Source organism: Streptomyces koelreuteriae (assembly GCF_018604545.1).
In the GTDB taxonomy this organism is placed as follows: domain Bacteria; phylum Actinomycetota; class Actinomycetes; order Streptomycetales; family Streptomycetaceae; genus Streptomyces; species Streptomyces koelreuteriae.
On record NZ_CP075896.1, the window covers coordinates 1,425,273 to 1,451,842 of the forward strand.

Consider the following 26,570-nt stretch of genomic DNA (forward strand, 5'->3'; position numbering starts at 1 on the left):
GTCAGGTGAACAGGTCGGTCGTCCGCGCCTGGATCTCCTCCGGCGTCAGCTCCTCGATCGGCTGGGAGATCATCCAGAGGTGGCCGAACGGGTCGGCGAGACGGCCGCCGCGCTGCCCGTAGTGCTGGTCGGCGACGGGATACACCACCGTCGCACCGCCCCGCAGCATGGCCTCGGCGACGGCGTCGGCGTCGGACACGTCGAGCGCCATGATCACCGGGGAGCCGCCGAGGGAGTCCGGGCCCGGGTCGCCGTCGTCGGCGTCCTTGACCGCGATCACCGCGTCGCCGAGACGCAGCATGGCGTGCACGACCCCGCCCTCGGGGTCGGTGTAGCGCTCGAGTTCCTCGGCGCCGAGCGCGGTCCGGTAGAAGTCGATCGCCCGGGGGCCGTCGGAGACCACGAGCCGGGCGTAGAGCCGGGTGACGGCGGGGGCGTCGGGCGGGGTTTCGGGTGAGGTGCCGGGTGTGTTCGTCATGCCTTCACGATCGCGGGTCCCGTGGGCCGTGGATTGTAGAAAAGGGCCGTCCGGGCGGGGTCGTCATCCGCCGAGCGGAACGTGGTTGCGTTCCAGCGGCGAGCGCGGTGCGTACGCGGTCGGGGTGATCCCCGCGAGCGCGCGGAACTCATGGATCAGATGCGCCTGGTCGTGGTAGCCGCAGTCCGCGGCGAGGGCCGCCCAGTCCGGCTCCCCCGCCCCGGAGTTCACGCGCCGCAGCAGCCGCTGGAAGCGCCGTACCCGCGCATACCGCTTGGGCGGGAGCCCCAGCTGTTCGGCACATCTGCGGGCCAGCCGCCGGGAGGTCCAGCCGAGCCGGTCGGCGACCTCGCCCACGGGGGTGCCGCGATCGAGCAGCCCGGCGGCGAGACGGACCGCCGGGTCGGGCTCCAGCGGGCGTGTCGCCCGCTCCAGCAGGGCCGACTCCAGCTCCCGCAGCCCGGCCTCCGGCCCACCGGCGGCCATGGCCTGAAGCATCCGCTCGCGCAGCACCGCGCCGTCCGTGCCCCACAGCTCGTCGAGTCCGACCAGCTCGTCGCGGACCGCGGAGACCGGGGCGGTGAGGAAGGGATACGCCCCCGCCGGACGGAACGCCACCCACACGACGGCGCGCTGCTGCGCCGGGTCGATCAGGGCCGGCTCCGTGTACGGCCCCTGCACGGCCGCGCCCCGGGTACGCCGGGCCGCACCCGCCGGCGGCGAGGAGGAGAAGACGTCCCCGTCGAGGTTCACGAGAAGCTGCGCCCCGCCCGTCGGCAGGGCCAGCTCGGCGGCGTGCGCGAACCGCCCCTCGGCATACCCCAGCGCACCGATCAGCGGCCCGAGCACGGCCGCCGACGGCCGGACCGTGAGCGAGAGGGCTGTTCCCTCGGCCGTTCCCTCGGTGATTTCCTCGGCCGTTTCCTCGGCCGTACGGGCCATGTGTCCAGGCTAAGGCCGGTTCGCGCGCTGGGTGTCCCCTCCGTGGTCTCCTTGCAGCAGTCCGTACGCGCGCACGCCCCGGCAGGAGACCCCGATGGAACCCGGCACCGCCCTCGATCCGCTGGACCTGAAGCTGCTGCAGGCGCTCCAGCTCGACGGGCGGGCGCCGTTCAGCCGGATCGCCCAGGTGCTCGGCGTCTCGGACCAGACCGTCGCCCGGCGCTACCGGGGGCTGCGCACCCGCGCACGGCTGAAGGTGCTCGGCGTGACCGACGAGCACCGCCTCGGCCGCAGCAGCTGGATCGTCCGGCTGCGCTGCACCCCGGACGTGGCCGAGCAGCTCGCGGGCGCGCTCGCCCGCCGCCCCGACACCTCCTACGTCAGCCTGAACTCCGGCGGCACGGAGGTGATGTGCACGATGAAGCCGCGCAGCCGGGAGGCCCGCGACGAGCTCCTCTTCGACCGGCTCCAGCGCACCCCGCGGGTCACATCGGTCAGCGCCCACTGCGTCCTGCACCCCTTCTACGGCGGCGCGCTCGGCTGGCTCAACAAGGCCGACGCCCTCTCCCCCGAGGAGGAGGCCGCGCTGCGCCCGCCGCCCGTCACGGCGACCGCGGGCCCGGTCGGCCTGGACGCGGACGACGAGGCGCTCCTCGATGTCCTGCGGCACGACGGACGGGCCACGCTCACCGAACTCCAGGCGGCCACCGGCCAGTCGGAGTCCATGGTCAAGCGGCGGCTGGAGCGGCTGCGGTCCACGGGCGTGCTCTACTTCGACGTCCAGCACGACGCCGAACTCCTCGGCCACGAGGTGGAGGCCATGCTGTGGCTCACCGTGGCCCCGGCGTCCCTGGCCTCCGTCGGCCGCGTCCTCGCCGAGCACCCCCAGGTCCCCTTCGCCGCGGCCGTCACGGGCCAGGCCAACATCCTCGCCGCGACCCTGCACCGCGACGCCGGTGACCTGTACACGTACCTGAGCGAGAAGATCGGGGCCCTCGAAGGCGTCCAGTCCGTCGAGACCGCACTGACCCTGCGCCGTGTCAAGCAGCTCTCCTACGAACCGCGACCGAACCGTTGACGGAGGTACGCCCCCTCTTCTACGCCCAGTGACGGCAGGCCTTATGCGTGTAATGCCCTGATTGTGTTCCCGGTGAGAGGGGCACTCAGGGCATGTGCACACACAAAACGGCGAGCGACCGCGCAGAGTCCTGCTGACGGGGTGGTTCAGCTTCCGGGACCGGGAGGCGACCGCCGGGGACGTCCTGGCCCTGCGCCGGGTCGAGGACGTGCTGCGGGGGACGGGCATCCCCTACGACGTCGCCTGGAGCCCGGGTTTCCGTCCGGAGGCCCTGCATCTGGAGCGGCTGTGGCCCGAGGACTACACCCACCTGGTGTTCGTGTGCGGCCCCTTGCACGGGCCGCAGGTCGAGGAGCTGCACCGGCGGTTCGCGCACTGTGTGCGGATCGCCGTGGGCACCTCGGTGATCGACCCCGGCAGCACGGCCGTGACCGGCTTCCACCGGGTGCTGCCGCGGGACGCGCCCGACCGTGAGCCGGTGGAGGATCTGGCGGCCCGCGCCCCGGACGTGCCCGCCCGGCCCGTCGTCGGGGTGATCCTCGCGCACGGGCAGCACGAGTACGGGCGGCTGCGGCGGCACGGGCAGGTGGCCGAGGAGGTGACGCGGTGGCTGACCGGCAAGGACTGCGGCAGGCTGGAACTGGAGACGCGGCTCGACACGCACGACTGGCATCTGAGTGCGACGCCGGCGCAGCTCCAGTCCGTGCTGGCCCGGATGGACCTCGTCGTCACCGACCGGCTGCACGGGCTGGTGATCGCGCTGCGGGTCGGCACGCCGGTGCTGGCCGTCGATCCGGTCGCGGGCGGCTCCAAGCTGACCGCGCAGGCCCGTGCCTGCGGCTGGCCCGCGCTGGTGGCCGCCGAGCGGCTGGACGCGCGGCAGTTGGACCGCTGGTGGGACTGGTGCCTGACCGGCGGCCGGGTGACCGCGCGGCAGATCCGCGACGGTTTCCGCGAGGGCACCGTGCCGGACAGCGCGGACCGGCTCGTCGAGGCACTGGCACGGCCGGTCGCCGGTTAGCTCCCTGACCCCACGGGGCATCCGCATCTACGTTCCCGCTGTATTTCCCCGTATGTCCCCCGCTTCCCCCGCCGCACGTCCCCCCGGGAGGAGAGACGGTCCGGCCGACCGGAAGGAGAAAGCGTGTCCATCGGCCGACTTCCCGATCACGAGCAGCGCATCCTCGACGAGATGGAACGCGCCCTGCGCCGCGACCGCCGCCTGGACCGCCGGCTGCGCACCCTGCGGGTGCGCCGTCGCCCCGACCCCGCCCGAATCCTGGCCCGCCTGGCCGGGTACCGCCCCCGCGTCTGGACCGTGGTGGTCCTGTGCGCGGTGACGGTGGGCCTGCTGGTGGCCGGGATCGCCACCTCCGCGCCCGGGGTGATCTGGGCGTTCGCCGCGATATGCCCGCTGACGCTGTACGCGGCGTTCCGGCTGATGTGCCGGTGGTGCGGGACCTGAGCGTCCGCCCCTGCCCGGACTGGCGTCCGCCCCTGCCGGGACTACGCCGGGACTACGGGGACGCCCCTATCCGGGGTCGGTCGTGAAGGCCTCCTGGATGGGGCGTTCGTCGGCGAGGACGCGGCCCTGGGGCGGTCCGTCCAGGAGCGCGCGGACCGCGGTCAGCAGGTCCGGGGCGACATGGTCGGCGCGCGCGGTCTCCTCGGGGCGGGTCCGCCCGGTCGGGACGAGGATGCCGTGGCAGCCCGCCCGGTGCGCGGCCTCGGCGCCGGCCCCGGTGTCGCCGATGACGACGAGGTCGGCGGGCCGGGCGCAGATCCGCCCGGCCGCCCACAGCACCATCCCGGGCCGGGGCATGCGGCAGTGGCAGCCGTCGTCGGGTCCGTGCGGGCAGACGGCGAACACGTCGAAGGGGCCGAGGAGTTCGTCGACGCGCTGATCGACGCGGCGCACGTCGGCGTCGGTGAGCAGCCCGCGCGCGACGCCGGGCTGGTGCGTGACGACGCCGGTGCGGATGCCGCGCCCGCGCAGCAGGGCGAGCGCCTCGCGGGCGCCTTCGACGGGACGCATGCGGCCGGGTTCGGCGGTGTCGGATACGTCGTCGACGAGGGTGCCGTCGCGGTCGAACAGCACGGCCTTCACCGGACGCCTCATGAGCTCACCTCGTCCTGCCAGGCGGGGGCGTGGCGGTGGCGCCAGGCGCCGGTCAGCCGGTGCCAGGTCGCGGCCGGCGGGATGAGCACACTGGTCGCCACCATGGTCGTCACCTCGTGGCGGGTGCGCGGGCCACGCGCGATACGGCCCCGGGCCAACTCCGCGGTGCCGGCCGCCCAGCCGAGCGCGCAGGCCGTCGCGGCCCGTCCGTGCCCGGCGGCGGCGAGGGCGCAGGCGGCGACACCCGCGGTCGTGATCGCCGCGTGGGTGCGGATCCGGCCGCGCGGCGCGACCGCCTTGTCCCACCAGTCGGGCCCGTGCAGATGCCGCATGAGGGCGTCGTCGGCGTTGCCGCGCTGCCGGCGCACCGACTCCCAGCGGGAGGCGGGGTGCACGGGGTGCCGTGTGGTGCGGCGGCCCTGCCGGATGCGCCAGCCCGAGTCGAGCACGCGCAGCGCGAGGTCGGCGTCCTCGCGGAAGGCCCGCTCGAAGCGTTCGTCGAAGCCGCCGACCTGTTTGAGTGCCTCCGTGCGGTAGGCCATGTCCGAGGTGATCCAGTGGGCGCGGGCGTCTCCCGCGGTGCCGCGTTCCCAGTCGGTGGGGCGGCGTTCGCCGGGCAGCGGGACGGCGATGACGCCCTGGACGCCCGCGGTGTCGGGCGACGCCTCGGCGAGGTCCTCGGCCAGTTGATGGCACCAGTGGGGCCCGACCTGGACGTCGTCGTCCAGGAACACGGTCCACGGCGCCGTCACGGCGCGCAGCCCGGTGTTGCGGGCGGCGGCGGGCCCACGACCGCCGCCGCCCAGCACGGTGGTGCGCTCCCGCAGATCGCCGAGAACGCTCAACGGATGCTCCAACTCCCCGGGGCCCGGGTCGGACCGGTCGTCGACGAGCACGATCTCGCCGGGGCGCGGTCCGGTCGCGGCGGCGAGCGCCGCGAGGCAGTCGGCGAGGGTGTCCCGGACGACGGTCGGGATCACGACGGCGTACGAGGTCATGCGGCGGTCCTCCCTGTGACGATCGCCCGCCTTCGGTGCTGGCGAGTGCCGCGGTAGGGCCGTCTCAAACGCCACAGGGACTATACATTGCGCGTATACACGCTATGTATAGTCCCGACATGCCTTCTCTGACCAAGAAGATGAAGAAAACGGGGATCGCGTTCCGAACGGCCGGAACGCTCGCGGCGACAGCCGCCCTGACACTGGCCCTCGGCGGTTGCGCCGGACCCGACACCACGGCCCCCAGCGCCGTCCGCGCCCAGGCGGCGACGGACGTCCAGGCGGCCCGCTACGGCACCGTCGACTGCCGTGAGGCGAAGTGCATCGCGCTCACCTTCGACGCGGGGCCGAGCGAGCACTCCGCACGCCTGCTGGACATCCTGAAGGAGAGACAGGTCCCGGCGACCTTCTTCCTCCTGGGGAAACGGCACATCGAGAAGTACCCGGAGCTGGTGCGGCGGATGGCCGACGAGGGCCATGAGGTGGCCAGCCACACCTGGGAGCACAAGATCCTGACCCGGCTGAGACCCGAGGAGATACGCGAGGAGCTGGAACGCCCCAACCAGGAGATAGAACGCCTCACCGGCCGGCGCCCGACCCTGATACGCCCGCCCCAGGGCCGCACCGACGACACCGTGCACGAGATCTGCCGCGAACTGGGCCTCGCCGAGGTGCTGTGGAGCGTGACGGCCAAGGACTACAAGACGACCGACTCGGACCTGATCACCCGTCGCGTCCTCGCCCAGGCCTCCCGGGACGGCATCATCCTGCTGCACGACATCTACGACGGCACCGTGCCGGCCGTCCCGGGCATCATCGACGCGCTCAAGGAACGCGGGTACGTGTTCGTGACGGTGCCTCAACTGCTGGCACCGGGCAAGGCGGAGCCCGGGAAGGTGTACCGCTAGGCCACAAACCCCCGGACGGCTCTGGGCCGAGTGGGTGAGCCGTCCCCGACCGGGCCGCTGGGCAGCATGGGTTCCCTACGATCGGAACGTGGCGAACATCCTGCTCGAACGGACGGTCCCGCTCCCCCTCGACGAGGCGTGGCGGCGGATCACGCAGTGGCAGCGGCACGGTGAGGGCGTGCCTTTGACGCGGGTCGGGCCGGTCCCGGCCGGCCCGACCCGCGTCGGCACCGTCGTCCTGGCCCGCACGGGCGTCGGACCGCTGTCCTTCGACGACCCGATGGAGGTCACGGTGTGGGAGCCGCCGGAGGACGGGGCCCCGGGGAGGTGCCGACTGGAGAAGCGGGGCCGGGTGGTGCTGGGCTGGGCGGAGTTGGAGGTCCGGCCGGGGCCCGGCGGCCGCACCCGCGTGCTGTGGCGGGAGGAGATCCGGATCCGGCTCCTCCCCTCGCCTTTCGACGACCTGGTCGCGCGCTCGGCACGGCATGTGTTCGGCCGCGCCCTGAACCGCCTGCTGAGACAGGCCTGACGGGCCCCGGGAGCGCTTCGGTACGGAACTTTCGTCCTCAGGCCACCGACCCGATCCGCCCCATCGCCTCCGGCCGCGGCTCGTGGTGGATCGGTGTGTGGGCCCCGGTCAGTGAGACCCCGCTGCCTCCGCGTCGGCCGGCGACGATCTCCGAGGCGATCGACAGGGCCGTCTCCTCAGGCGTACGGGCCCCGAGGTCCAGGCCGATCGGGGAGTGCAGGCGGCTCAACTCCAAGTCGGTGACGCCGACTTCGCGCAGTCGGGCGTTGCGGTCCAAGTGGGTGCGCCGGGAGCCCATGGCGCCGACGTAGGCCACCGGCAGGCGCAGCGCCAGTCGCAGCAGGGGCACGTCGAACTTGGCGTCGTGGGTCAGGACGCACAGGACCGTGCGGGCGTCGACGTCCGTGTCCTCCAGGTAGCGGTGGGGCCAGTCGACCACGATCTCGTCGGCCTCCGGGAAGCGCGTCCGGGTCGCGAAGACGGGCCGTGCGTCGCACACCGTGACGTGGTAGCCGAGGAACTTGCCCATGCGGACCAGCGCCGACGCGAAGTCGATCGCGCCGAAGACGATCATGCGGGGCGGCGGGACCGAGGACTCGACCAGGACCGTGAGGGGCGCTCCGCAGCGGGAGCCCTGCTCCCCGATCTCCAGGGTGCCGGTGCGGCCGGCGTCCAGGAAGGCGCCCGCCTCGGCGGCGATGGTGCGGTCCAGTTCGGGATGGCCGCCGAGGCCGCCGTCGTAGGACCCGTCGGGGCGGACCAGCAGGGCGCGGCCCGTCAGTTCGGGCGGGCCCGACACGATCCGGGCCAGCGCCGCCGCCTGACCGGAGGCGGCGGCGGTGAGCGCGGACGCCACCACCGGCCGGACCGGTTCGGCGGACCGGACCGGGGTGACCAGGATGTCGATGACGCCGCCGCAGGTCAGGCCTACGGCGAAGGCGTCGTCGTCGCTGTAGCCGAAGCGCTCCAGGACGGTCTCGCCGTCCCGCAGCGCCTGCCCGCACAGTTCGTAGACCGCGCCCTCCACACAGCCTCCGGAGACCGAGCCGATCGCCGTGCCCTCGGCGTCCACCGCGAGCGCGGCGCCCGGCTGGCGGGGCGCGCTGCCGCCGACGGCCACCACGGTGGCGACGGCGAAGTCACGGCCCTGCTCGACCCACCGGTTCAGTTCCTCGGCGATGTCCAGCATCTGTCTCGGTCTCCTTAGGACTGCGAGGTCGATACGCCGGGCGTCAGTGGACGCCCAGCCAGCTCTCGATCGGGTTGAGGGCGAAGTACACGAGGAACACCGCCGTCAGGATCCACATGAAGGCGCCGATCTCGCGCACCTTGCCCTGGGCGGTCTTGATGGCGACGTAGGAGATGACACCCGCGGCGACACCGGTGGTGATGGTGTACGTGAACGGCATCAGGACGACCGTCAGGAACACCGGGATGGCGGTGGCCCGGTCGCCCCAGTCCACGTGCCGGGCGTTCATCAGCATCATCGCGCCGATGACGACGAGGGCGGCAGACGCGACCTCCTGCGGCACGATCGCCGTGAGCGGCGTGAAGAACAGACAGGCCGCGAAGAACGCGCCGGTGACGACCGAGGCGAGGCCCGTGCGGGCGCCCTCCCCGACACCCGTCGCGGACTCGATGAACACCGTCTGACCCGAGCCGCCGGACACGCCTCCGATCGCGCCGCCGGCCCCGTCGATGAACAGCGCCTTGGACAGGCCCGGCATCCGGCCCTTGTCGTCGGCGAGCTTGGCCTCGGTGCCGACGCCGATGATGGTCGCCATCGCGTCGAAGAACCCGGCCAGCACCAGCGTGAAGACGATCATGCCGACGGTCATCGCGCCGACCTCGCCCCAGCCGCCGAACTCCACGTCCCCGAAGAGCGAGAAGTCGGGCATGGACACCGCGCTGCCGTGCAGTTCGGGCGCCCCGGCCGCCCACTGCCTGGGGTCGATGACACCGGCCGCGTTCAGGATCGCGGCCACGATCGTGCCGGCGACGATGCCGATGAGGATGGCGCCCGGGATGTTCCGGGCCTGGAGCATGAAGATCAGCAGCAGGGTGCCGGCGAAGAGCAGGACCGGCCAGCCGGCCAGTTCGCCCGCCGGGCCGAGCGTGACGGGAGTGGCCTTCCCCTGGTGCACGAAGCCGGACTTGTAGAAGCCGATGAGGGCGATGAACAGGCCGATGCCCATGGTGATGCCGTGCTTGAGCGCGAGCGGGATCGCGTTCATGATCATCTCGCGCAGGCCGGTGACGACCAGCAGCATGATGATCACGCCGTACATCACGCACATGCCCATCGCCTGCGGCCAGGTCATCTCGGGCGCGACCTGGGAGGCGAGGACTCCGGAGACGGACAGACCCGCGGCGAGGGCGAGCGGCACCTTGCCGATGAACCCCATCAGCAGCGTGGTGAGGGCCGCCGCGAACGCGGTCGCGGTGATGAGGCCCTTCTGCGCGAGGGTGTCCCCCGCCGCGTCCTTCCCGGACAGGATCAGGGGGTTGAGCAGGAGGATGTACGCCATCGCCATGAAGGTCGTGACACCGCCGCGCACCTCTCGCGCGAGCGTCGATCCTCTGTGGGATATGTGGAAGTACCGGTCGAGCCAGGACCGTCCGGCCGGGACGCGGGTGCCTTCGCCCGCGTCCTCGGCTGTGGTCCTCGGCTCAAGTGACTGGGTCATGTGGGCCTACTCCCAAGTTTCATAGGGGGTTGGGATGCACGACCCGGGGGACGGCCCGAGACGAACGAAAGGGGTCCGGGGGACACACGGGGACGCGGCCCCCCGGACGGGACTCTCCTGCTCAGGCCTCGGAGAGTGACGTACCCGTGAGGTGCTCGGGCCGTACCGGAGTCCGGTTCAGCTCGAGCCCGGTCGCGTTCCGGATGGCCGCGAGGACCGCCGGCGTCGACGACAGGGTGGGTGCTTCGCCGATGCCGCGCAGCCCGTACGGGGCGTGCTCGTCGGCGAGTTCGAGGACGTCGACCGGGATGGTCGGCGTGTCGAGGATGGTCGGGATCAGATAGTCGGTGAAGGAGGGGTTCCGCACCTTCGCCGTCTTCGGGTCGACGACGATCTCCTCCATGACGGCCACGCCGAGGCCCTGTGTCGTGCCGCCCTGGATCTGCCCGAGCACGGACAGCGGGTTGAGCGCCTTGCCGACGTCCTGGGCGCAGCCCAGCTCGATGACCTTCACCAGCCCGAGTTCGGTGTCGACCTCGACGACGGCGCGGTGCGCGGCGAAGGAGTACTGCACATGCCCGTTGCCCTGCCCGGTGCGCAGGTCGAAGGCCTCGGTCGGCCGGTGCCGCCACTCCTCCTCGACCTCGACGGTCTCGCCCTCCAGGACGTCGGCCAGGCCGGAGAGGACCTCGCCGCCGTCGGTGACGACCTTGCCGCCCTCCAGCAGCAGCTCGGCGGTGGCCCAGGCCGGGTGATACGACCCGAACTTGCGGCGCCCGATCTCCAGGACCTTCTCGCGGACGATCTCGCAGGCGTTCTTCACGGCGCCGCCGGTGACGTACGTCTGCCGGGAGGCGGAGGTCGAACCGGCGCTGCCCACCTGGGTGTCGGCCGGGTTGATGGTCACCTGGGTGACGCCCAGCTCGGTCCGGGCGATCTGCGCGTGGACGGTGACACCGCCCTGCCCGACCTCGGCCATGGCCGTGTGCACGGTGACCACGGGCTCTCCGCCCACGACCTCCATCCGCACCTTCGCGGTCGAGTAGTCGTCGAACCCCTCGGAGAAACCGACGTTCTTGATGCCGACCGCGTAGCCGACCCCGCGTACGACGCCTTCGCCGTGCGTGGTGTTGGACAGACCGCCCGGCAGCTGCCGTACGTCGGCGCCCTCGCTGGACTCCCACTGGCGCTCCGGCGGCATCGGCATCGCCTTGACGCGGCGCAGGAGTTCGGCGACCGGGGCCGGGGAGTCGACGGGCTGTCCGGTCGGCAGGAGCGTGCCCTGCTCCATGGCGTTGAGCTGCCGGAACTCCACCGGGTCCATGCCGAGCTTCCGCGCCACCTTGTCCATCTGCGCCTCGTAGGCGAAGCACGCCTGGACCGCGCCGAAGCCGCGCATGGCGCCGCAGGGCGGGTTGTTGCTGTAGAGGGCGATGGCCTCGATGTCCACGTCCTCGATCACATACGGGCCGACGGACAGCGAGGAGGCGTTGCCGACGACGGCCGGGGAGGCGGAGGCGTAGGCGCCGCCGTCCAGGACGATCCGGCACTTCATGTGGGTGAGCTTGCCGTCGCGCGTGGCCCCGTGCTCGTAGTACAGCTTCGCCGGGTGGCGGTGGACGTGCCCGAAGAAGGACTCGAACCGGTTGTAGACGATCTTGACGGGCTTGCCCGTGCGCAGTGCCAGCAGGCAGGCGTGGATCTGCATCGACAGGTCCTCGCGGCCGCCGAACGCGCCGCCGACGCCGGACAGCGTCATGCGCACCTTGTCCTCGGGCAGTCCGAGCACGGGCGCGATCTGGCGCAGATCGCTGTGCAGCCACTGGGTGGCGATGTAGAGGTGGACGCCGCCGTCCTCCTCGGGGACGGCGAGGCCGGACTCGGGGCCGAGGAAGGCCTGGTCCTGCATGCCGAAGGTGTACTCGCCCTCGACGATGACATCGGCCCGCCGCCGAGCGGCCTCGACGTCACCGCGGATGATCGGCTGGCGGTGGACGATGTTCGGGTGCGGGACGTGCCCGGCGTGGTGGTCGTCGCGGCCCTCGTGGACGAGGATCGCGTCCGGCGCGGTCGCGGACGCCTCGTCGGTGATGACGGGCAGTTCGCGGTAGTCGACCTTGATCTTCGCGGCAGCGCGGCGGGCCGTCTCCGGATGGTCGGCGGCGACGATCGCGACCGGCTCTCCGTGGTGGCGGACCTTGCCGTGGGCGAGGACCGGGGTGTCCTGGATCTCCAGCCCGTAGTTCTTCACGTCGGTGGGCAGGTCGTCGTACGTGAGCACGGCGTAGACGCCCGGCAGGGCCAGTGCCTCGCTCGTGTCGATGGACACGATCTCGGCGTGCGCGACGGTCGACCGCAGGATCTGCCCCCACAGCATGTCCTCGTGCCACATGTCGGACGAGTACGCGAACTCGCCGGTGACCTTGAGGGTGCCGTCCGGGCGGAGCGTGGACTCGCCGATGCCGCCCTTGGTCCGGGAGCCCTGGGTGATCTTCGTGGGTGCGCCGTTGGTGGGCATGCTCAGACCGCCTCTCCCTGCCGGGCGGCCGCCAGGCGGACCGCGTCCATGATCTTCTCGTAGCCGGTGCAGCGGCACAGGTTGCCCGACAGCGCCTCGCGGATGTCCGCGTCGGACGGGTTGGGGTTGCGCTCCAGCATCTCGTCGGCGGCGACCAGCAGTCCGGGTGTGCAGAAGCCGCACTGGACGGCGCCGGCGTCGATGAACGCCTGCTGGATCGGGGAGAGTTCGGTGCCCTCGCCGGTTTGCGAGTCGGCGCCCTTGGCCTGCCACCCCTGGGCGTCCTGCAACGACGTACCGCAGGCCCCCGTCGCGCAGCCGCTCTCCGCCCGCTGCTTCGCGAAGTCGGCGAGCCCCTCGACGGTGACGACCTCGCGGCCCTCCGCCTGCCCGGCGGCCACCAGGCACGAGCACACCGGCACCCCGTCGAGCCGGACCGTGCAGGAGCCGCACTCGCCCTGTTCGCAGGCGTTCTTGGACCCGGGAAGGCCCATGCGCTCCCGCAGCACGTAGAGCAGGGACTCGCCCTCCCAGACGTCGTCGGCTTCCTGCGGACGGCCGTTGACCGTGAAGTTGACGCGCATTACGCGGCTCCCTCCGTAAGGCGGCGGGCGCCGCGGTAGGACTCCCAGGTCCAGGTCAGGGTGCGGCGGGCCATGACGCCGACGGCGTGGCGGCGGTAGCTCGCGGTGCCCCGCACGTCGTCGATCGGGTTGCAGGCGGCGGAGCACAGGTCCGCGAACTGCTTGGCGACCGACGGGGTGACGATCTTCCCGCTGTCCCAGAAGCCGCCCTCCTCCAGAGCGGCGTTCAGAAACTCCTCGGCGGCCTTGGCCCGAATGGGTGTAGGGGCGGCCGAGCCGATGCCCGTCCGCACGGTCCGCGTCTCGGGATGCAGCGCCAGCCCGAACGCGCACACGGCGATGACCATCGCGTTCCTGGTCCCCACCTTGGAGAACTGCTGCGGCCCGTCGGCCTTCTTCACATGCACGGCCCGGATCAGTTCATCGGCCGCCAGCGCGTTGCGCTTCACGCCCTTGTAGAACTCGTCGATCGGGATCCGGCGCGCCCCGCGCACCGACTCGACCTCCACCTCGGCGCCCGCGGCGAGCAGGGCGGGGTGGGCGTCGCCGGCCGGGGAGGCGGTGCCGAGGTTGCCGCCGACGCCGCCGCGGTTGCGGATCTGCGGGGAGGCGACGGTGTGCGAGGCGAGGGCGAGGCCCGGCAGTTCGGCGCGCAGGTTCTCCATGATCCGCGTGTACGGCACGGAGGCGCCCAGCCGTACGCTCCCCTCGCCGACCTCCCACTCGGAGAGGTCGCCGACGCGGTTCAGGTCCATGAGGTACTCGGGCCGGCGGTGGTCGAAGTTGATCTCGACCATCACGTCGGTGCCACCCGCAATCGGCACAGCGGTGGGGTGCTCGGCTTTCGCGGCGAGCGCCTCCTCCCAGCTGGCGGGGCGAAGGAAGTCCATGACCGGCTCTCTTCTCCGTCTTCTCGTGGGGCGTTCAGATTGAGCCAATCCGTGTGCGGCGGTCCCGGCTCGTTCATGTGCTGTTAACGCGTAGTGGCCTCAGTACACAGCGCGGTACTCCGACGGGGTCAGTCACGGAAACCATGAAGGAGTTGGCTGGCCAGGACGGGCATCTTGTAGATTCGTATGAACGGAGGCCATCAGAAACCTCCTCGTTCTCCTGTGGAAACGCGCGACACAGCCGCGTGACCTGGGACACAGCCGGAACGCGGTTCGAGGCCGTTGGGTATCGCCCACCAGGCCACCGAACAGGCGTTCCCTCAACACTCCCCCAAGATCCACCACTGATTTCGAGACAAAGAACGGCGGCGACGAGAATGCGGCTGCGCGCACTGCTGGACACCGACGCGCTGGGCCTCAAGCTGCTCGGCGGCGAGGAAGAGCTGGACCGCACGGTGCGCGGCGTGATGACCACCGACCTCCGCGACCCCAGCCGCTACCTCTCGGGCGGCGAACTGGTGCTCACGGGCCTGGCCTGGCGCCATGACGCCGAGGACTCGGAGCCGTTCGTCCGGATCCTGGTGCAGCAGGGTGTGACGGCCCTCGCCGCGGGCGAGGCCGAGCTCGGAGACGTCCCGGCCGACCTGGTCACGGCCTGCGCCCGGCACCGGCTCCCCCTCTTCGCGGTGCACGAGTCGGTGGCGTTCGCGACGATCACCGAACACGTCGTACGGCAGGTCTCAGGCGAGCGCGCCGGAGACCTCGCGGCGGTCGTCGACCGCCACCGCCGGATGATGACCTCGGGCCCGGCGGGCGGCGGCCCGGACGTCGTCCTGGACCTGCTCGGCTCGGACCTGGACCTGCGCGCCTGGGTCCTCGCCCCCACCGGCCGGCTGATCGCGGGCTCGAAGGCCGCGGGCCCCGCCGCCCTGCCCGCCGAGACCTGCGGACGCCTGGTGGCGGAACACCTCACCGCCACCCGCACGGGCCGCCGCGCACCGCACCGCGTCCTCCTGGGCGGCACCACCTACTCCCTGTTCCCGATCCGCTCGACGGGCCGCTCCCCGCAGAGCGCCCGCGACACCCGGGACGTCCGCGAGACCCTGCTCTCCGACTGGCTGCTGGCCGTCGAGGCGGACGCCGGGGACTGGGCCGAGGAGCGCCTGGACCTGCTGCACGGCGTCACCCAGCTGATCGCGGTCGAGCGGGACCGCCGCGACGCCGCCCGCACGGTCCGCCGCCGCCTCGCCCAGGAGGTGCTGGAACTGGTCCAGACGGGCGCGGCCCCCGGCGAGATCGCCGCCCGTCTGCGCGTGGCCGCGCCGGTGCTGCTGCCCGGCCTCGGGGCGGCGCCGCACTGGCAGGTGGTCGTGGCCCGCGTCGACTGGGACGGGGACGGCATCGAGGGCGGCCCGGTGGCCCAGGCCCTGCTGGAGGAGATCCTCGTCGACCCGCTCTCCGCGGGCCCGGAGCACTCGGACCGCATCGCCGTGGCCCACACCGGCGAGGAGGCCATCGCCCTGGTCCCCCTGCCCGCCGTCTCGACGGAGCACGACGGCTCCGAGACCGGCGTCCTCGCCGACGCGCTCCTGGAATCCGTACGCGACCCCCTCACCGCGGGTCTCGACGGCGACGGGCACCTCACCCTCGGCGTCAGCGCGGCCGTGCACTCGGCGGAGGGTCTGCGGGGCGCCCTGGAGGAGGCCCGCCACGCCCGCCGGGTGGCCGCGGCCCGCCCGGGCCGGGTCTGCGCGGCGGGCCACCAGGAACTGGCCTCGCACGTCCTGCTGCTCCCCTTCGTCCCGGACGATGTCCGCCGCGCCTTCACGGCCCGCCTCCTGGACCCCCTCCGCGACTACGACCGCCGGCACCGGGCGGAGCTGATCCCCACCCTGGAGGCGTTCCTCGACTGCGACGGCTCCTGGACCCGCTGCGCCGGCCGTCTCCACCTCCACGTCAACACGCTGCGCTACCGCGTCGGACGGATCGAGCAGTTGACGGGCCGTGATCTGTCGAGGCTCGAGGACAAGCTGGATTTCTTCCTTGCCCTGCGCATGAGCTGAGACACGGGGTGTCCCGTCCCGAACACGGGGCGCCCGGAGCCCCACGACTTTGTGAAATCCTTCACCCACCCTCTTGGCCCGGCCCCGCGATTCGTGCTGAGATGCCGCCACCACTCAACAGCTCGATGGCGTGCTCGGGGAGGGCAACGTGGCGCATACCGCCATGTCTGGTAACGGAACGACCCCTGGTGACGATCCCCTCCAGACCGCGGTATGGCGGCTGCGCTCACGCGGGTGCTGGGCCGACGCGGCCGCCCTGCTGCTGCCGGACACACCCGCGGCGGCGCTCCAACGCGCTTCGTTGCTGGTGGAACGGTGTCTGTACACCGAGCGGGGCTGGGAGGAGGCCGAGGACGCGCTGCGCACGGCCGAGGCGCTGGCCCACAGCGACGACGAGCGGGGCGCGGCCGCTTGTGAACGCGGTTACTTGGCCTACGCCTCGACGCTGCTCGCGGTGCGGGACCGGGCCGACGAGGCGCGGGCCGCGCTGGGGCGGGCCGCCGCGCTGATCCCTCCGGGGGCTTCGCAGCGGGCCCTGCTGGACTTCCGTCGCGGTCTGCTGGCGGAGAACCTGACGAGTGCCCCGCAGGCGGCGCGGGCGGCGTACCGCCGGGCGCACGCGGGGGCTACGGCGCATGAGAATCCGCTGCTGCTGTCCTTCACCTGGCGCCATCTGGCCGGGCTCGCCCTGCGGGACGGGGAGTTGGCGGAGGCGCGGCACGGTTTCTCGGAGTCACTGCGGATCCGGGAGGAGCTGGGCTATCTCGTCGGCACGGCCCCCGCGCTGGTGTCCCTGGCCGACACGGAGACGGAGCCGGAGGCGTCCCGACTACGCGAGGAGGCCCGGCGCTTGTTCCGCCTGCTCGGAGGCGTACCGACCTGGCTGTCCCGCCAGTTGGCCCCGTTGCCGCCGGCGGCGACCGCTTGAACGCGTCCCGGGGTACCCGGCGTCGAGGCTGAGGCCGGGTCGGTCCGCAACCCGGCGAAACGGGGTGCCGCTGCGCCCACCCGTGCCGCCCCTAGCGGCACGCATGCCCGCAGCGGTGGCCTGCGGCAGCTTGGGCGGGTGCGGCCCCCGTTACTGAGGGGGGACGGCTGAAACGGCCGGGCCGGGGGGCGAAGCCGCCGGGCTGGGCGGAGGGACGAGACCCCCTGCCGGGGCGGTTGGCGGAAGCCGCGACGCGCCCGCACTCGCCGGATCACGGAAGGGGACGTGTCGGGGGGTGTCCGCCCGCAGCGGTTGGCGCGTCAACGAACAGTCAATTGGTCCCCGACCCCATCGCGCCGTTCCGAGGACGGACACCCCCGGCGCGGCCCCGACCCACCCCCGGCGATGGGCGCGAGACGCCCGCCCCCTCAGCCCGCGCCCGTGAAGTGCTCCCCCACCAGGACCCGCACGACATCCAAGTCCCCGGCGATCAACGCGTCCAGCAACGCGGTGTGCTCATGCGCGTCCGCCACCAGCTCGGCCCGCCCCCGGCCACCCGGCCCGCCGCCCACCAGCGGCCACTGCGCCCGCCGGTGCAGATCCTCGGCGATCTGGACCAACTGCCCGTTCCCCGAGAGGGACAGCACCGCACGGTGGAACACCCGGTCGGACTCCGCGTAGGTCGCGCGGCAGCCGGAGGACGCCGCGCGGACCGTCGCCTCGGCGAGAGGCCGCAGTTCGGCCCACCGCTCGGCGGGAACGGCACGGGCCAGCCGCAGCATCACCGGCACCTCGATCAGCGACCGGACCTCGGCCAGTTCCGCCAGCTCCCGCGCTCCCCGCTCGACCACCCGGAACCCACGGTTCGGCACGACCTCGACGGCACCCTCGATCGCCAGCTGCTGCATCGCCTCGCGCACCGGCGTCGCCGACACCCCGAACCGCTCGCCCAGCACCGGCGCCGAGTACACCTCACCGGGCCGCAGATCCCCCGCCACCAGCGCGGCCCGCAGCGCGTCCACGATCTGCCCGCGCACGGAGGACCGCTGGATGACAGGCCTGGGCCGCGGAAGGGCCGGCTCACCGTGCGTGTGCTCACCACGCACCGCCCCATCGGCCCCAGCCCCATCGGCCCCAGCCCCGTCGGCCGCAGCCGCTGCCCCAGCCGCCCCGGCCTGCCGCGGCACACGGGCCTGCCCGGCCTGCACAGCCGACCAGGGCTCCCCCTGCTTCAAGGGTCCTCCTCCGGACGTATCGGTACTTGGGGTCATTACGGCGGGTTGTTACTCGTCCGTCAAGCACCATAAGCGCCCCGAGCGCCAGTTCAAATCCCAGCGATCTTGAGTTAGGTTAGGCTTACCTCTGAGTAGATCGGTGATCCCATGCCCGAGCCCCGTTCGGCCGTCTCCGGCGCATACGCCCGCTTGGCCGAGGTCCTCCCCGGGCTCGCCGTCACCGAACTCACCCCCGAGGACGAAACCCCGTACGGCGGCGCCTGGGCCGCGGCCACCGACCTCGCCGCCGCCGGCCCCGCCCTCGACGCGTTCCTGTCCTGGGACGAGGACCAGGTCCGCCGGGACTACGGCCAGGAGGCCCGCCCCGATGTCGTCGCCAGCTTCGGCCTGCACCGCTACGCCTGGCCCGCCTGCCTGCTGATCACCGTCCCCTGGTTCCTGCACCGCCGCGTACCGCGCTACCCCGTGACCCACGTCTCGTACGACCGCACCGCCGAGGGCCACCCCATCGGCCGGATGGCCGTCCGCCCGGCCGGCTTCGCGTGCCTGCCCGGCGACGAGGCCGCCACGCTGCCCGGCGCCCGGGTCGTCCCGGACGAGGAGGCGCTGCGGGCCGAGGTGCGGTCGGCGGTCGCCGAGCACCTGGAGCCGGTCCTGACCGGTTTCGGACCGCGGATGCGGCGTCGCGGCCGGGCCCTGTGGGGCATGGCGACCGACGAGATCGTCGAGGGACTCTGGTACATCGCGCAGCTGTTCGGCGAGATCGAGGAACGGCGCGCGATGCGCGAGCTGGAGCTGCTCCTGCCGGGCGCGACGAAGCCGTACGTGGGCACGGCGGCGTTCCGGGAGCTGACCGGCCCCGGCGGCGAGCCGCTGCGCACCCGGGACCGCGCGAGCTGCTGCATGTTCTACACGCTGCGCCCGCAGGACACCTGCGCCACCTGCCCGCGCACCTGCGACGCCGACCGGGTCACCAAGCTCTTGGCCACAGCCAGTTGAGGCACACTCGGAAACTCAAGGAAGTTTCCGCGGAACCACCCGTACGGGTAGTCTTGTTCGAACTCAACTCCCGCCCCTCACGCGGCAGTTCGAGCAGAACGCCGCCCTGAACATTCCCTTGCACTTCCTTGGCGGCCTCTTGCCCCGAAACCCCCTGAGGGCTGTTGGGATTGGGCCACTATGGCGGGCGTTACGCCCTATCCCAATGCAAGGGACCACCCAGATGAAACTGACCGACATATCGCTGAACTGGCTGCTTCCGGGCGCCGTGCTTCTCCTGGGCATGCTGGCGGCGATAGCGGTTCTCGCGCGCGGCAAGCGCTCCTCGGTCAAGGACACGAGCGCGGACGATTCCTGGGAGCGCAGTGAAGAACGCCGCAGACGCAAGGAGGCCCTTTACGGCACCGTCTCCTACGTCCTCCTCTTCTGCTGCGCGGCCGTAGCCGCCGCACTCTCCTTCCACGGCCTGGTCGGCTTCGGCGAGCAGAACCTGGGCCTCTCCGGCGGCTGGCAGTACCTGGTCCCGTTCGGCCTGGACGGCGCCGCGATGTTCTGCTCCGTGCTCGCGGTGCGCGAGGCCAGCCACGGTGACGCGGCCCTCGGCTCCCGGATACTCGTCTGGACGTTCGCCTTCGCCGCGGCCTGGTTCAACTGGGTGCACGCGCCCAGGGGCATCGGCCACGCGGGGGCGCCCCACTTCTTCGCGGGCATGTCCCTGTCGGCGGCGGTGCTCTTCGACCGCGCGCTGAAGCAGACCCGTCGCGCGGCCCTGCGGGAGCAGGGCCTGGTGCCGCGCCCGCTGCCGCAGATCCGTATCGTGCGCTGGCTGCGGGCCCCCCGCGAGACGTACAGCGCCTGGTCGCTGATGCTCCTGGAGGGTGTGCGCAGCCTCGACGAGGCGGTCGACGAAGTGCGCGACGACAAGCGCAAGAAGGACGAGGCGCGGCAGCGGCGCCGCGACCAGCAGCGCGTGGAGCGGGCCCAGTTGAAGGCGATCAGCCGCGGTCACCGCGGGCACTTCGGCCGCGGCGGCGGACGGCAGCTGGAGGTGCAGGTGGAGCGCGGCTCCTCGCAGGTCTCCGCGGAGCCTGCCATATCCGCGCCGGAGCCGCTGCCCGTCCGCTCGCGTCCCTCCCTGCAGCCCGCTCGCAAAGGAGCTGACCCCGTGACCGTCGACCTCACCGCCGAGGACGACACCATGGCGCTGCCGCGTCTGGACTCCCTGGAGCGCAAGCTCAAGGACCTGGAGCAGCAGTTCGGCTAGGGGGACCGAACAGGGCCGGGAAGGGGGCGTGGCCTGCGGGCCGCGCCCCCTTCCCGTTCACGCTTCCCGTTCACGCTTCCCGTTCACGCTTCCCGTTCACGCCGCCTCGGCCTCCAGCTCGAACCAGACGGCCTTGCCCACTCCGTGCGGCCTGACGCCCCAGGCGTCGGCGAGGGACTGGACGAGGAACAGGCCCCTGCCGTTCGTACCGTCGTCGGCGATCGGTACGCGCAGCCGGGGTCTGCGGGCCACGAAGTCCCGTACCTCCACCCGCAGTCCACGCGGTCCGACCGTGGCCGTCAGGAGCGCGTCGTGATCGGTGTGGACGATCGCGTTGGTGACGAGTTCGCTGGTGAGCAGTTCCGCCACGTCCGATCGCCCGGTCCTCCCCCATTGCCCGAGCATGTCCCGCAGGGCCCTGCGGGCTTCCGGCACGGCCCGCAGGTCCGCCCGCCCGAGTCTGCGCCTCAGTTGAGGCACGGGCATCCGCTCCGTGTCGTCGTCGGTCTTGTCGTCCGCCGTCTTCGCCGAGAAGGCCCCGATCGTTATGGGACCGCCTCCTCGTGCCTGCCTCTCCATGACCCCCGCCCGCGCGCCGATGTCGGTTCCCCTCCTGCCTCGAACACGTTCACGGGGATCCATGCCCGATCGGACACGCGGCAGTCATGTCGAGTCGTCAACGACCGGGTGTTCGGCCAATCGGACGGGACCTGTGGGCGGGGCTGCGGGCCGCTGAGCGGTACGGCGGTGACGGGGAGGGGGACAAGAGGGTAGCCGGTACGGGTCCTCGTGCGGATCGTGACCGCAGGAGATCGGCCGAAGTACCGAGGGCCGGCTGCCGATCCGTGCGTACGCGACGAAGGAGTGGGGCAGCCGGCCCCCGCGCGCGGCGGTCCGGTGAAGTTGGCCGAAGTACGACGGTCCCTCCCGGGCCTCTGACCGGAACAGGGCCGTCCTCCCCACCCCCGTGGCGGGAGGACGGCCCTGTCTTCTCCGGTGGTCGCCCGGTCAGTACAGCTTCTTGACGGCGGTGGTCGTCGTCTTCTTGAAGGCGGCCACGGGGGCGTCGCCGAAGTCGCCCATCTGACCCCACTGCACGACGGTGACGGTCCGGCCGTCCTGTCCGACGGACAGCAGTGCGATGTCCGAGGCCCCCCAGGAGGTCTCGGTGTGCAGTCCGCGGACGCGGGCGCCCTCCTCGACCGGCAGCGAGCCGTAGTCCCGGCCCTCGGCCTGGACGTCCGGGTCGGCCTCCTCGATGCGGTCGGCGCAGGTGCGGATCAGGTCGTCGTAGTGCTTCGCCAGGGCCTTGGCCAGGGCGGCTGTGCTGGTCACGACGGTCAACTGCACGGCGCCGGTGTCCAGGTCGGTCCGGAACTCCCGGTGCCGGTAGTCGTAGGAGGGCACGCCCTCCGTGCTCACGCAGAAGCCGAGTCCCTCCGGGAACCCTTCGGTGACCGGCCCGGCGGTCCAGGACGACGTCGGGTGCGGCGGCAGCTCCGACGCCGAGAGGAACTTGGGCGCGGCGGCCTTCGGCGCGGCGCCGGCGGCCGGTGCCGTGGCGACCGTGCCCGCCGCGAGGGCGGCGACGGTGAGTGCGGTGAGAGCGCTCGTTCGGATGCGCATGGACATGGGTGTTCCCCCGAGGATGAGTGCGTGGACATGGATGCCGCGGCGAGGCCGGCTGGTCGGCCCGGGCCTGGTCGGTGCGGCACCAAGAGCATCAGCGGTCACAGCCGGCGGGCGCAACAGCCCGCGGCCGATCGGCCGGGGTGGAACCATCCCAGCCCGTCTGACGTGCAGGTACAGGGACGCCTGGGATGCCGTCCCGGGCCGGGTCGGACCTTACGGGGGCGGGGAAACGTGTCGGCACAGGAAGACCTGGACGACGTCGGGGAGTTCGCGGCGCTGCTGAGAGCGCTGAAGGAGCGCACGGACCGCAGTTACGGTTCGCTGGCCCGCCGTCTGGCCATGAACACCTCGACCCTGCACCGCTATTGCGCGGGCGATGCGGTCCCCCTCGACTTCGCCCCCGTGGAGCGTTTCGCGGCGCTCTGCGGGGCGACGGCCGAGGAACGCCTGGAACTCCACCGCCGCTGGCTCCTGGCGGTGGCGGCACGCAAGCGGCCTCGTACGGCGACTGCGGTGGAGGAGGCGGCCCCTGCCGAGGAGGAAGCGGGCGCCCCGGCTCCAGATCCGGCCCCGGACCCGGACCCGCTCCCCCGCCGCCCCTGGTACCGCCACAGGCGCGTCGCGGTCGGGCTGGCCGCCGCCTGCGCGCTGCTCGCGACGCTCGGCAGTCTGTCCGCGCTGCCGGACGGACGGCGCCCCGCCGCCGACGGTGCCCGTACGGCCGGACCCGCCACGTCCGGCACGACGGAAGCCAAGGCACCGGACCGCAGCGGCACCTCGCCCACTCCGAGCGACTCCCCCACCACCAAGCGGCCTTCCGCCACCCCGAAGAGCAAGAAGGAGCCCTCCCCCGCCCCCTCCGCCCGTACCACCACCCCGGCACCGCCCAGCGGGAAGAACTCCGCCGTGCCGCTCACCTGGTCCGCCGACTCCCAGGCCTGGAATCTGGGCTGCGGCCACGACTACGTCATCGCCAAACCGCCCCAGCAGGTGCCCCCGCCCCCGGCCCCGCAGGACGCCGGGACCTGGGCGGCGACACAGGGCGCGGTGCACGGCGGCGAGACGATCGTGGAGTTGTCGGTGCAGGGGCGGACCGACACGGCGGTCGTGCTGAACGCGCTGCGTGTGCGCGTGGTGGGGCGAACGGCACCCGCCCCGGGCAACGCCTACGCCATGGACCAGGGCTGCGGGGGCGCGGTCACCCCGCGCTCCTTCGACGTGAACCTGGACAAGGACCGGCCCATCGCCCGCGCGGTCGCCGGGAACGACACCGGCGTGCCGATCCCGGCGGTGCGCATGCCGTACCGCGTCTCGGCCACGGACCCCGAGGTGCTGCTGGTCACCGCCCGGACCGTGACGTGCGACTGCCGCTGGTACCTGGAGCTGGACTGGTCCTCCCAGGGCCGCGCGGGCACGGTCCGCATCGACGACGCCGGACGCCCGTTCCGCACCAGCGGCATCAAGGGCCTGCCCCGGTACATGTACGACACGACGGCCCGCCGGTGGGGGCCCTACAGCTGACCGCCCTCAGGGCCGGGGCACGTTGCGCAGGTTGGAGCGGGCCATCTGGAGCATCCGGCCGACCCCGCCGTCCAGCACCATCTTGGAGGCGGACAGGGCGAAGCCGGTCACCATCTCGGCCTTGATCTTGGGCGGGATGGACAGCGCGTTGGGGTCGGTGACGACGTCGACGAGCGCCGGGCCCTTGTGCTTGAAGGCGTGCTTGAGGGCGCCGGCGAGTTCCTTGGGCTTCTCGACCCGGACGCCGTACGCGCCGCAGGCCCGGGCGACGGCGGCGAAGTCGGGGTTCTTGTTGGCGGTGCCGTAGGACGGCAGGCCGGCGACCAGCATCTCCAACTCGACCATGCCGAGGGAGGAGTTGTTGAAGAGGACGACCTTGACCGGGAGGTCGTACTGCACGAGCGTCAGGAAGTCGCCCATCAGCATGGAGAAGCCGCCGTCGCCGGACATGGACACGACCTGCCGCTTGCGGTCGGTGAACTGCGCGCCGATCGCCATGGGCAGGGCGTTGGCCATGGAGCCGTGGGAGAAGGACCCGATGACGCGGCGGCGGCCGTTGGGTGAGATGTAGCGGGCGGCCCAGACGTTGCACATGCCGGTGTCGACGGTGAACACGGCGTCGTCGGAGGCGACTTCGTCGAGGACGGACGCGACGTACTCGGGGTGGATCGGTGTGTGCTTCTCGACCTTGCGGGTGTACGCCTTGACCACCCCCTCCAGCGCGTCCGCGTGCTTCTTCAGCATCCGGTCGAGGAAGCGGCGGTTGTTCTTCTCCTTCACCCTGGGGATCAGACAGCGCAGTGTCTCCCGTACGTCGCCCCACACCGCGAGGTCCAGTTTCGAGCGGCGGCCGAGGTGTTCGGGGCGTACGTCGACCTGGGCGATCTTCACGTCGTCGGGGAGGAAGGCGTTGTAGGGGAAGTCGGTGCCGAGCAGGATCAGCAGGTCGCACTCGTGGGTGGCCTCGTAGGCGGCGCCGTAGCCGAGGAGCCCGCTCATGCCGACGTCGTAGGGGTTGTCGTACTGGATCCATTCCTTGCCGCGCAGGGCGTGCCCCACCGGGGACTTGATCTTCCCGGCGAACTCCATGACCTCGGCGTGCGCGCCCGCGGTGCCGGCTCCGCAGAAGAGGGTGACCTTGCCGGCCTCGTCGATCATCTTCACCAGCCGGTCGAGTTCCTCGTCTCCCGGGCGGACCGTGGGCCGGGAGGTGACGAGGGCGGTCTCGGCGGGCTTGTCCGGGGCGGGCTCGTCGGCGATGTCGCCGGGAAGGGAGACCACGCTGACGCCGCTGCGGCCGACGGCGTTCTGGATGGCGGTCTGGAGCAGCCGGGGCATCTGCTTCGGGCTGGAGATCAGCTCGCTGTAGTGGCTGCACTCGGCGAACAGCCGGTCGGGGTGGGTCTCCTGGAAGAAGTTGAGGCCGATCTCGCTGGAGGGGATCTGGGAGGCGAGGGCGAGGACGGGCGCCATGGAGCGGTGGGCGTCGTACAGGCCGTTGATGAGGTGGAGGTTGCCCGGGCCGCAGGAGCCGGCGCAGGCGGCGAGAGTGCCGGTGATCTGGGCCTCGGCGCCGGCGGCGAAGGCGGCGGTCTCCTCGTGCCGGACGTGGATCCAGTCGATGGCGGAGTTGCGCCGGACGGCGTCGACGACCGGGTTCAGGCTGTCGCCGACGACTCCGTAGAGGCGTTTGACTCCGGCGCGCGTCAGGATGTCGACGAACTGTTCCGCGACGTTCTGTTTGGCCATGGCTCTCGTGTGCCCCTTCGGTCTCCAGGGATCCCTCCGGGTTCCATCAAGTCACAGGGTGCGCGCTCACGCCTCCCACACGGCGGCGGCCGTACGGTCGTCCGCGTAGCCCTTGACCCGCACCTGGGAGTCCGCGAGGAACGCGGCGAGGCCGGGCGGGTCGGGGCGGGACCACCGCTCGGCGAGGTAGTCGCCCAGCTCGGGTTCGCCGCGCAGCGGGTCGGCGAGGCCGCCGCTGCACAGCAGGAGCGTGTCACCCGGGCGGGCGACGGAGGTACGGAAGCGGAAGGGTTCGCGGGGTGGTTCCGGGGCCGGTTCGTAGGGGCTGGGCGGGGTCGGGATGCCCAGGTCCATGGTGAACCGGTCGCCCTCGGGCGTCTCGGAGGGCGGCGACCCGAATCCCATCACGGGCTCGCCCTTGATCTCGGCGACCTGCGGTTCGATGTCCTGCCACTCGCCGTCCCGCAGCCGGAACAGCCCGCCGGGTCCTACGCCGAAGAAGACGCGCGTACGGCACTCCGGGTCGGCCGACAGCAGCAGACAGCGCAGGCCGGCCGCGTACTCCTGCGGGTCGACGCCCTGTTCGGCGGCGCTGGCGCGGAGCTTGCCGAGACTGCGGTCGGTGAGACGGTGCAGCCCGGACTTGAGGTCGCCCCGGCGACCGTCCCTTATGTCCGCCACGAGCCGGGCATGACTGCGCCCGACGGCCCGCCCGATCCAGTGACAGGCCTCGGCGGCGGCCCGGTGCGCGCCCTGCGTGGCACGGGCCCCGGTCGCCATCGCCACCAGCAGCAGCGCGTGCTCGCCCGTGCCGAAGCGCGCGGTCAGCAGCGAGTCACGCCGCGGCTCCCCCCGGTACCGCGCGGAGTCCCCCCGCACGGACACGGCCCGCAACGTACACGCCCCGTACCGGGCCCCGTCGAGCACGGTGTCCGCGACCAGGTCGTCGAGATCATCGGGGTCGGCCGCCGGTAGCGCGATGGGCTCGGCGTCGTAGGTGGGCGGCCGGGACCCGACGTACCCGAGGGGCAGGGGGGAGGGCTCGGGGCGCTCGATCCGGGGGGCGGGCTGGTCGGAGAGGGTCTGCGGCGGGGGTGGTGGGGTGACCGGGAGAGGCGGTGCGAACGCCGGGTCGGCGGGGCGGGGTGGCGCGGACGGGGCATCGGCCGGGCTGGGTGGCAGCGGCGGACGTTCGGCGGGGCGGGGTGGGGCGGACGGTGCATCGGCCGGGCGGGGAGGCGCCGGCGGACCTTCGGCGGAGCGGGAAGGCGCGGGCGGTGCATCGGCCGGGCTGGGTGGCACCGGCGGACCTTCGGCGGAGCGGGGTGGCGCCGGCGGTGGGTCGACGGGGGCGGGGAAGGCTGTCCCGTCGGGCTCGGTGGCCGGGAAACCGGCCCTGCCGGGCCCGGTGGCGGGGGCCCCGGTGCGGCCGGACTCGGCCACCGGAG

The 26,570-nt window shown here is 72.6% G+C and carries 24 protein-coding genes; 10 read left to right on the forward strand and 14 right to left on the reverse strand.

The window, feature by feature from the left end; all coding sequences use genetic code 11:
* Position 1 precedes the first annotated feature (1 nt).
* Positions 2–478, reverse strand: coding sequence for a VOC family protein (locus KJK29_RS06315; RefSeq protein WP_215117713.1), 477 nt, complete (start codon positions 476–478; stop codon positions 2–4).
* A gap of 63 nt (positions 479–541) precedes the next feature.
* Positions 542–1,420: a helix-turn-helix domain-containing protein gene (locus KJK29_RS06320; RefSeq protein WP_215117714.1), complete on the reverse strand. Its 879-nt coding sequence runs from the start codon at positions 1,418–1,420 to the stop codon at positions 542–544.
* A gap of 94 nt (positions 1,421–1,514) precedes the next feature.
* On the opposite strand from KJK29_RS06320, the gene KJK29_RS06325 reads away from it, so the two are divergent.
* From KJK29_RS06325 to KJK29_RS06335, 3 genes are all read left to right on the forward strand, one after another.
* Positions 1,515–2,498: an Lrp/AsnC family transcriptional regulator gene (locus tag KJK29_RS06325; protein ID WP_215117715.1), complete on the forward strand. Its 984-nt coding sequence runs from the start codon at positions 1,515–1,517 to the stop codon at positions 2,496–2,498.
* Between the two features lie 94 nt (positions 2,499–2,592).
* A complete protein-coding gene (locus KJK29_RS06330; RefSeq protein ID WP_215117716.1) occupies positions 2,593–3,519 on the forward strand; it encodes a polysaccharide pyruvyl transferase family protein in 927 nt (308 codons plus the stop codon).
* Positions 3,520–3,642: 123 nt separating this feature from the next.
* Positions 3,643–3,963 (forward strand): DUF3040 domain-containing protein, encoded by a 321-nt coding sequence (locus tag KJK29_RS06335; RefSeq protein WP_215117717.1) that lies wholly within the window; start codon positions 3,643–3,645, stop codon positions 3,961–3,963.
* 66 nt (positions 3,964–4,029) lie between these two features.
* Here KJK29_RS06335 and KJK29_RS06340 read toward each other — a convergent pair whose 3' ends face one another.
* Together KJK29_RS06340 and KJK29_RS06345 are read right to left on the reverse strand one after the other, a co-directional pair.
* Entirely contained in the window at positions 4,030–4,617 is a 588-nt protein-coding gene (locus KJK29_RS06340; protein ID WP_215117718.1) for a D-glycero-alpha-D-manno-heptose-1,7-bisphosphate 7-phosphatase, read from the reverse strand.
* Positions 4,614–5,615, reverse strand: a complete 1,002-nt coding sequence (locus tag KJK29_RS06345; protein ID WP_215117719.1) for a glycosyltransferase family 2 protein — start codon at positions 5,613–5,615, stop codon at positions 4,614–4,616. Before KJK29_RS06345 ends, KJK29_RS06340 begins: the two co-directional genes overlap by 4 nt.
* 140 nt (positions 5,616–5,755) lie before the next feature.
* On the opposite strand from KJK29_RS06345, the gene KJK29_RS06350 reads away from it, so the two are divergent.
* Positions 5,756–6,523: a polysaccharide deacetylase family protein gene (locus KJK29_RS06350; protein WP_215124181.1), complete on the forward strand. Its 768-nt coding sequence runs from the start codon at positions 5,756–5,758 to the stop codon at positions 6,521–6,523.
* 88 nt (positions 6,524–6,611) lie between these two features.
* Positions 6,612–7,052 carry an SRPBCC family protein gene (locus tag KJK29_RS06355; protein WP_215117720.1) on the forward strand — a complete coding sequence of 147 codons (441 nt, stop codon included), beginning with the start codon at positions 6,612–6,614 and terminating at the stop codon, positions 7,050–7,052.
* A gap of 37 nt (positions 7,053–7,089) precedes the next feature.
* Here the strand turns inward: KJK29_RS06355 and KJK29_RS06360 are convergent, their stop codons facing one another.
* The 5 genes from KJK29_RS06360 to KJK29_RS06380 form a co-directional block, all read right to left on the reverse strand.
* Positions 7,090–8,241 carry an XdhC family protein gene (locus KJK29_RS06360; RefSeq protein ID WP_215117721.1) on the reverse strand — a complete coding sequence of 384 codons (1,152 nt, stop codon included), beginning with the start codon at positions 8,239–8,241 and terminating at the stop codon, positions 7,090–7,092.
* 43 nt (positions 8,242–8,284) lie between these two features.
* Positions 8,285–9,739 (reverse strand): NCS2 family permease, encoded by a 1,455-nt coding sequence (locus tag KJK29_RS06365; protein WP_215117722.1) that lies wholly within the window; start codon positions 9,737–9,739, stop codon positions 8,285–8,287.
* 121 nt (positions 9,740–9,860) lie between these two features.
* Entirely contained in the window at positions 9,861–12,257 is a 2,397-nt protein-coding gene (locus tag KJK29_RS06370; RefSeq protein WP_215117723.1) for a xanthine dehydrogenase family protein molybdopterin-binding subunit, read from the reverse strand.
* Between the two features lie 2 nt (positions 12,258–12,259).
* On the reverse strand, positions 12,260–12,841 hold the full coding sequence (locus tag KJK29_RS06375; RefSeq protein ID WP_215117724.1) for a (2Fe-2S)-binding protein: 582 nt from the start codon (positions 12,839–12,841) through the stop codon (positions 12,260–12,262).
* On the reverse strand, positions 12,841–13,731 hold the full coding sequence (locus KJK29_RS06380; RefSeq protein WP_215117725.1) for an FAD binding domain-containing protein: 891 nt from the start codon (positions 13,729–13,731) through the stop codon (positions 12,841–12,843). Before KJK29_RS06380 ends, KJK29_RS06375 begins: the two co-directional genes overlap by 1 nt.
* 377 nt (positions 13,732–14,108) lie before the next feature.
* On the opposite strand from KJK29_RS06380, the gene KJK29_RS06385 reads away from it, so the two are divergent.
* Both KJK29_RS06385 and KJK29_RS06390 read left to right on the forward strand, forming a co-directional pair.
* Positions 14,109–15,794: a PucR family transcriptional regulator gene (locus KJK29_RS06385; protein WP_215117726.1), complete on the forward strand. Its 1,686-nt coding sequence runs from the start codon at positions 14,109–14,111 to the stop codon at positions 15,792–15,794.
* A gap of 163 nt (positions 15,795–15,957) precedes the next feature.
* Complete coding sequence (locus KJK29_RS06390) at positions 15,958–16,722, forward strand: hypothetical protein (RefSeq protein WP_251057725.1); 765 nt, start codon at positions 15,958–15,960, stop codon at positions 16,720–16,722.
* Positions 16,723–17,150: 428 nt separating this feature from the next.
* Here KJK29_RS06390 and KJK29_RS06395 read toward each other — a convergent pair whose 3' ends face one another.
* Positions 17,151–17,993 carry a GntR family transcriptional regulator gene (locus KJK29_RS06395; protein ID WP_215117728.1) on the reverse strand — a complete coding sequence of 281 codons (843 nt, stop codon included), beginning with the start codon at positions 17,991–17,993 and terminating at the stop codon, positions 17,151–17,153.
* Between the two features lie 111 nt (positions 17,994–18,104).
* On the opposite strand from KJK29_RS06395, the gene KJK29_RS06400 reads away from it, so the two are divergent.
* Both KJK29_RS06400 and KJK29_RS06405 read left to right on the forward strand, forming a co-directional pair.
* A complete protein-coding gene (locus KJK29_RS06400; RefSeq protein ID WP_215117729.1) occupies positions 18,105–18,956 on the forward strand; it encodes a (2Fe-2S)-binding protein in 852 nt (283 codons plus the stop codon).
* A 223-nt stretch (positions 18,957–19,179) separates the two neighbouring features.
* On the forward strand, positions 19,180–20,220 hold the full coding sequence (locus KJK29_RS06405) for a DUF2637 domain-containing protein (RefSeq protein WP_215117730.1): 1,041 nt from the start codon (positions 19,180–19,182) through the stop codon (positions 20,218–20,220).
* Positions 20,221–20,316: 96 nt separating this feature from the next.
* On the opposite strand, the gene KJK29_RS06410 is transcribed toward KJK29_RS06405, so the two are convergent.
* Both KJK29_RS06410 and KJK29_RS06415 read right to left on the reverse strand, forming a co-directional pair.
* Positions 20,317–20,706: an ATP-binding protein gene (locus tag KJK29_RS06410; RefSeq protein ID WP_251058077.1), complete on the reverse strand. Its 390-nt coding sequence runs from the start codon at positions 20,704–20,706 to the stop codon at positions 20,317–20,319.
* A 522-nt stretch (positions 20,707–21,228) separates the two neighbouring features.
* Entirely contained in the window at positions 21,229–21,852 is a 624-nt protein-coding gene (locus KJK29_RS06415) for a hypothetical protein (RefSeq protein ID WP_215117732.1), read from the reverse strand.
* Positions 21,853–22,083: 231 nt separating this feature from the next.
* Between KJK29_RS06415 and KJK29_RS06420 the strand changes: the two genes are divergently transcribed.
* Positions 22,084–23,373: a helix-turn-helix domain-containing protein gene (locus tag KJK29_RS06420; RefSeq protein ID WP_215117733.1), complete on the forward strand. Its 1,290-nt coding sequence runs from the start codon at positions 22,084–22,086 to the stop codon at positions 23,371–23,373.
* A 6-nt stretch (positions 23,374–23,379) separates the two neighbouring features.
* On the opposite strand, the gene KJK29_RS06425 is transcribed toward KJK29_RS06420, so the two are convergent.
* On the reverse strand, positions 23,380–25,122 hold the full coding sequence (locus tag KJK29_RS06425; protein ID WP_215117734.1) for a pyruvate dehydrogenase: 1,743 nt from the start codon (positions 25,120–25,122) through the stop codon (positions 23,380–23,382).
* A gap of 66 nt (positions 25,123–25,188) precedes the next feature.
* Entirely contained in the window at positions 25,189–26,424 is a 1,236-nt protein-coding gene (locus KJK29_RS06430; RefSeq protein WP_407700480.1) for a protein phosphatase 2C domain-containing protein, read from the reverse strand.
* Positions 26,425–26,570 lie beyond the last annotated feature (146 nt).

Coding starts and splice junctions, on each gene's coding strand:
- KJK29_RS06315 (WP_215117713.1), bottom strand. CDS start 478: ATGACGAACACACCCGGCACCTCACCCGAAACCCCGCCCGACGCCCCC.
- KJK29_RS06320 (WP_215117714.1), bottom strand. CDS start 1,420: ATGGCCCGTACGGCCGAGGAAACGGCCGAGGAAATCACCGAGGGAACG.
- KJK29_RS06325 (WP_215117715.1), top strand. CDS start 1,515: ATGGAACCCGGCACCGCCCTCGATCCGCTGGACCTGAAGCTGCTGCAG.
- KJK29_RS06340 (WP_215117718.1), bottom strand. CDS start 4,617: ATGAGGCGTCCGGTGAAGGCCGTGCTGTTCGACCGCGACGGCACCCTC.
- KJK29_RS06345 (WP_215117719.1), bottom strand. CDS start 5,615: ATGACCTCGTACGCCGTCGTGATCCCGACCGTCGTCCGGGACACCCTC.
- KJK29_RS06350 (WP_215124181.1), top strand. CDS start 5,756: ATGAAGAAAACGGGGATCGCGTTCCGAACGGCCGGAACGCTCGCGGCG.
- KJK29_RS06360 (WP_215117721.1), bottom strand. CDS start 8,241: ATGCTGGACATCGCCGAGGAACTGAACCGGTGGGTCGAGCAGGGCCGT.
- KJK29_RS06365 (WP_215117722.1), bottom strand. CDS start 9,739: ATGACCCAGTCACTTGAGCCGAGGACCACAGCCGAGGACGCGGGCGAA.
- KJK29_RS06370 (WP_215117723.1), bottom strand. CDS start 12,257: ATGCCCACCAACGGCGCACCCACGAAGATCACCCAGGGCTCCCGGACC.
- KJK29_RS06375 (WP_215117724.1), bottom strand. CDS start 12,841: ATGCGCGTCAACTTCACGGTCAACGGCCGTCCGCAGGAAGCCGACGAC.
- KJK29_RS06380 (WP_215117725.1), bottom strand. CDS start 13,731: ATGGACTTCCTTCGCCCCGCCAGCTGGGAGGAGGCGCTCGCCGCGAAA.
- KJK29_RS06385 (WP_215117726.1), top strand. CDS start 14,109: ATGCGGCTGCGCGCACTGCTGGACACCGACGCGCTGGGCCTCAAGCTG.
- KJK29_RS06390 (WP_251057725.1), top strand. CDS start 15,958: ATGTCTGGTAACGGAACGACCCCTGGTGACGATCCCCTCCAGACCGCG.
- KJK29_RS06395 (WP_215117728.1), bottom strand. CDS start 17,993: ATGACCCCAAGTACCGATACGTCCGGAGGAGGACCCTTGAAGCAGGGG.
- KJK29_RS06400 (WP_215117729.1), top strand. CDS start 18,105: ATGCCCGAGCCCCGTTCGGCCGTCTCCGGCGCATACGCCCGCTTGGCC.
- KJK29_RS06405 (WP_215117730.1), top strand. CDS start 19,180: ATGAAACTGACCGACATATCGCTGAACTGGCTGCTTCCGGGCGCCGTG.
- KJK29_RS06410 (WP_251058077.1), bottom strand. CDS start 20,706: ATGCCCGTGCCTCAACTGAGGCGCAGACTCGGGCGGGCGGACCTGCGG.
- KJK29_RS06415 (WP_215117732.1), bottom strand. CDS start 21,852: ATGTCCATGCGCATCCGAACGAGCGCTCTCACCGCACTCACCGTCGCC.
- KJK29_RS06425 (WP_215117734.1), bottom strand. CDS start 25,122: ATGGCCAAACAGAACGTCGCGGAACAGTTCGTCGACATCCTGACGCGC.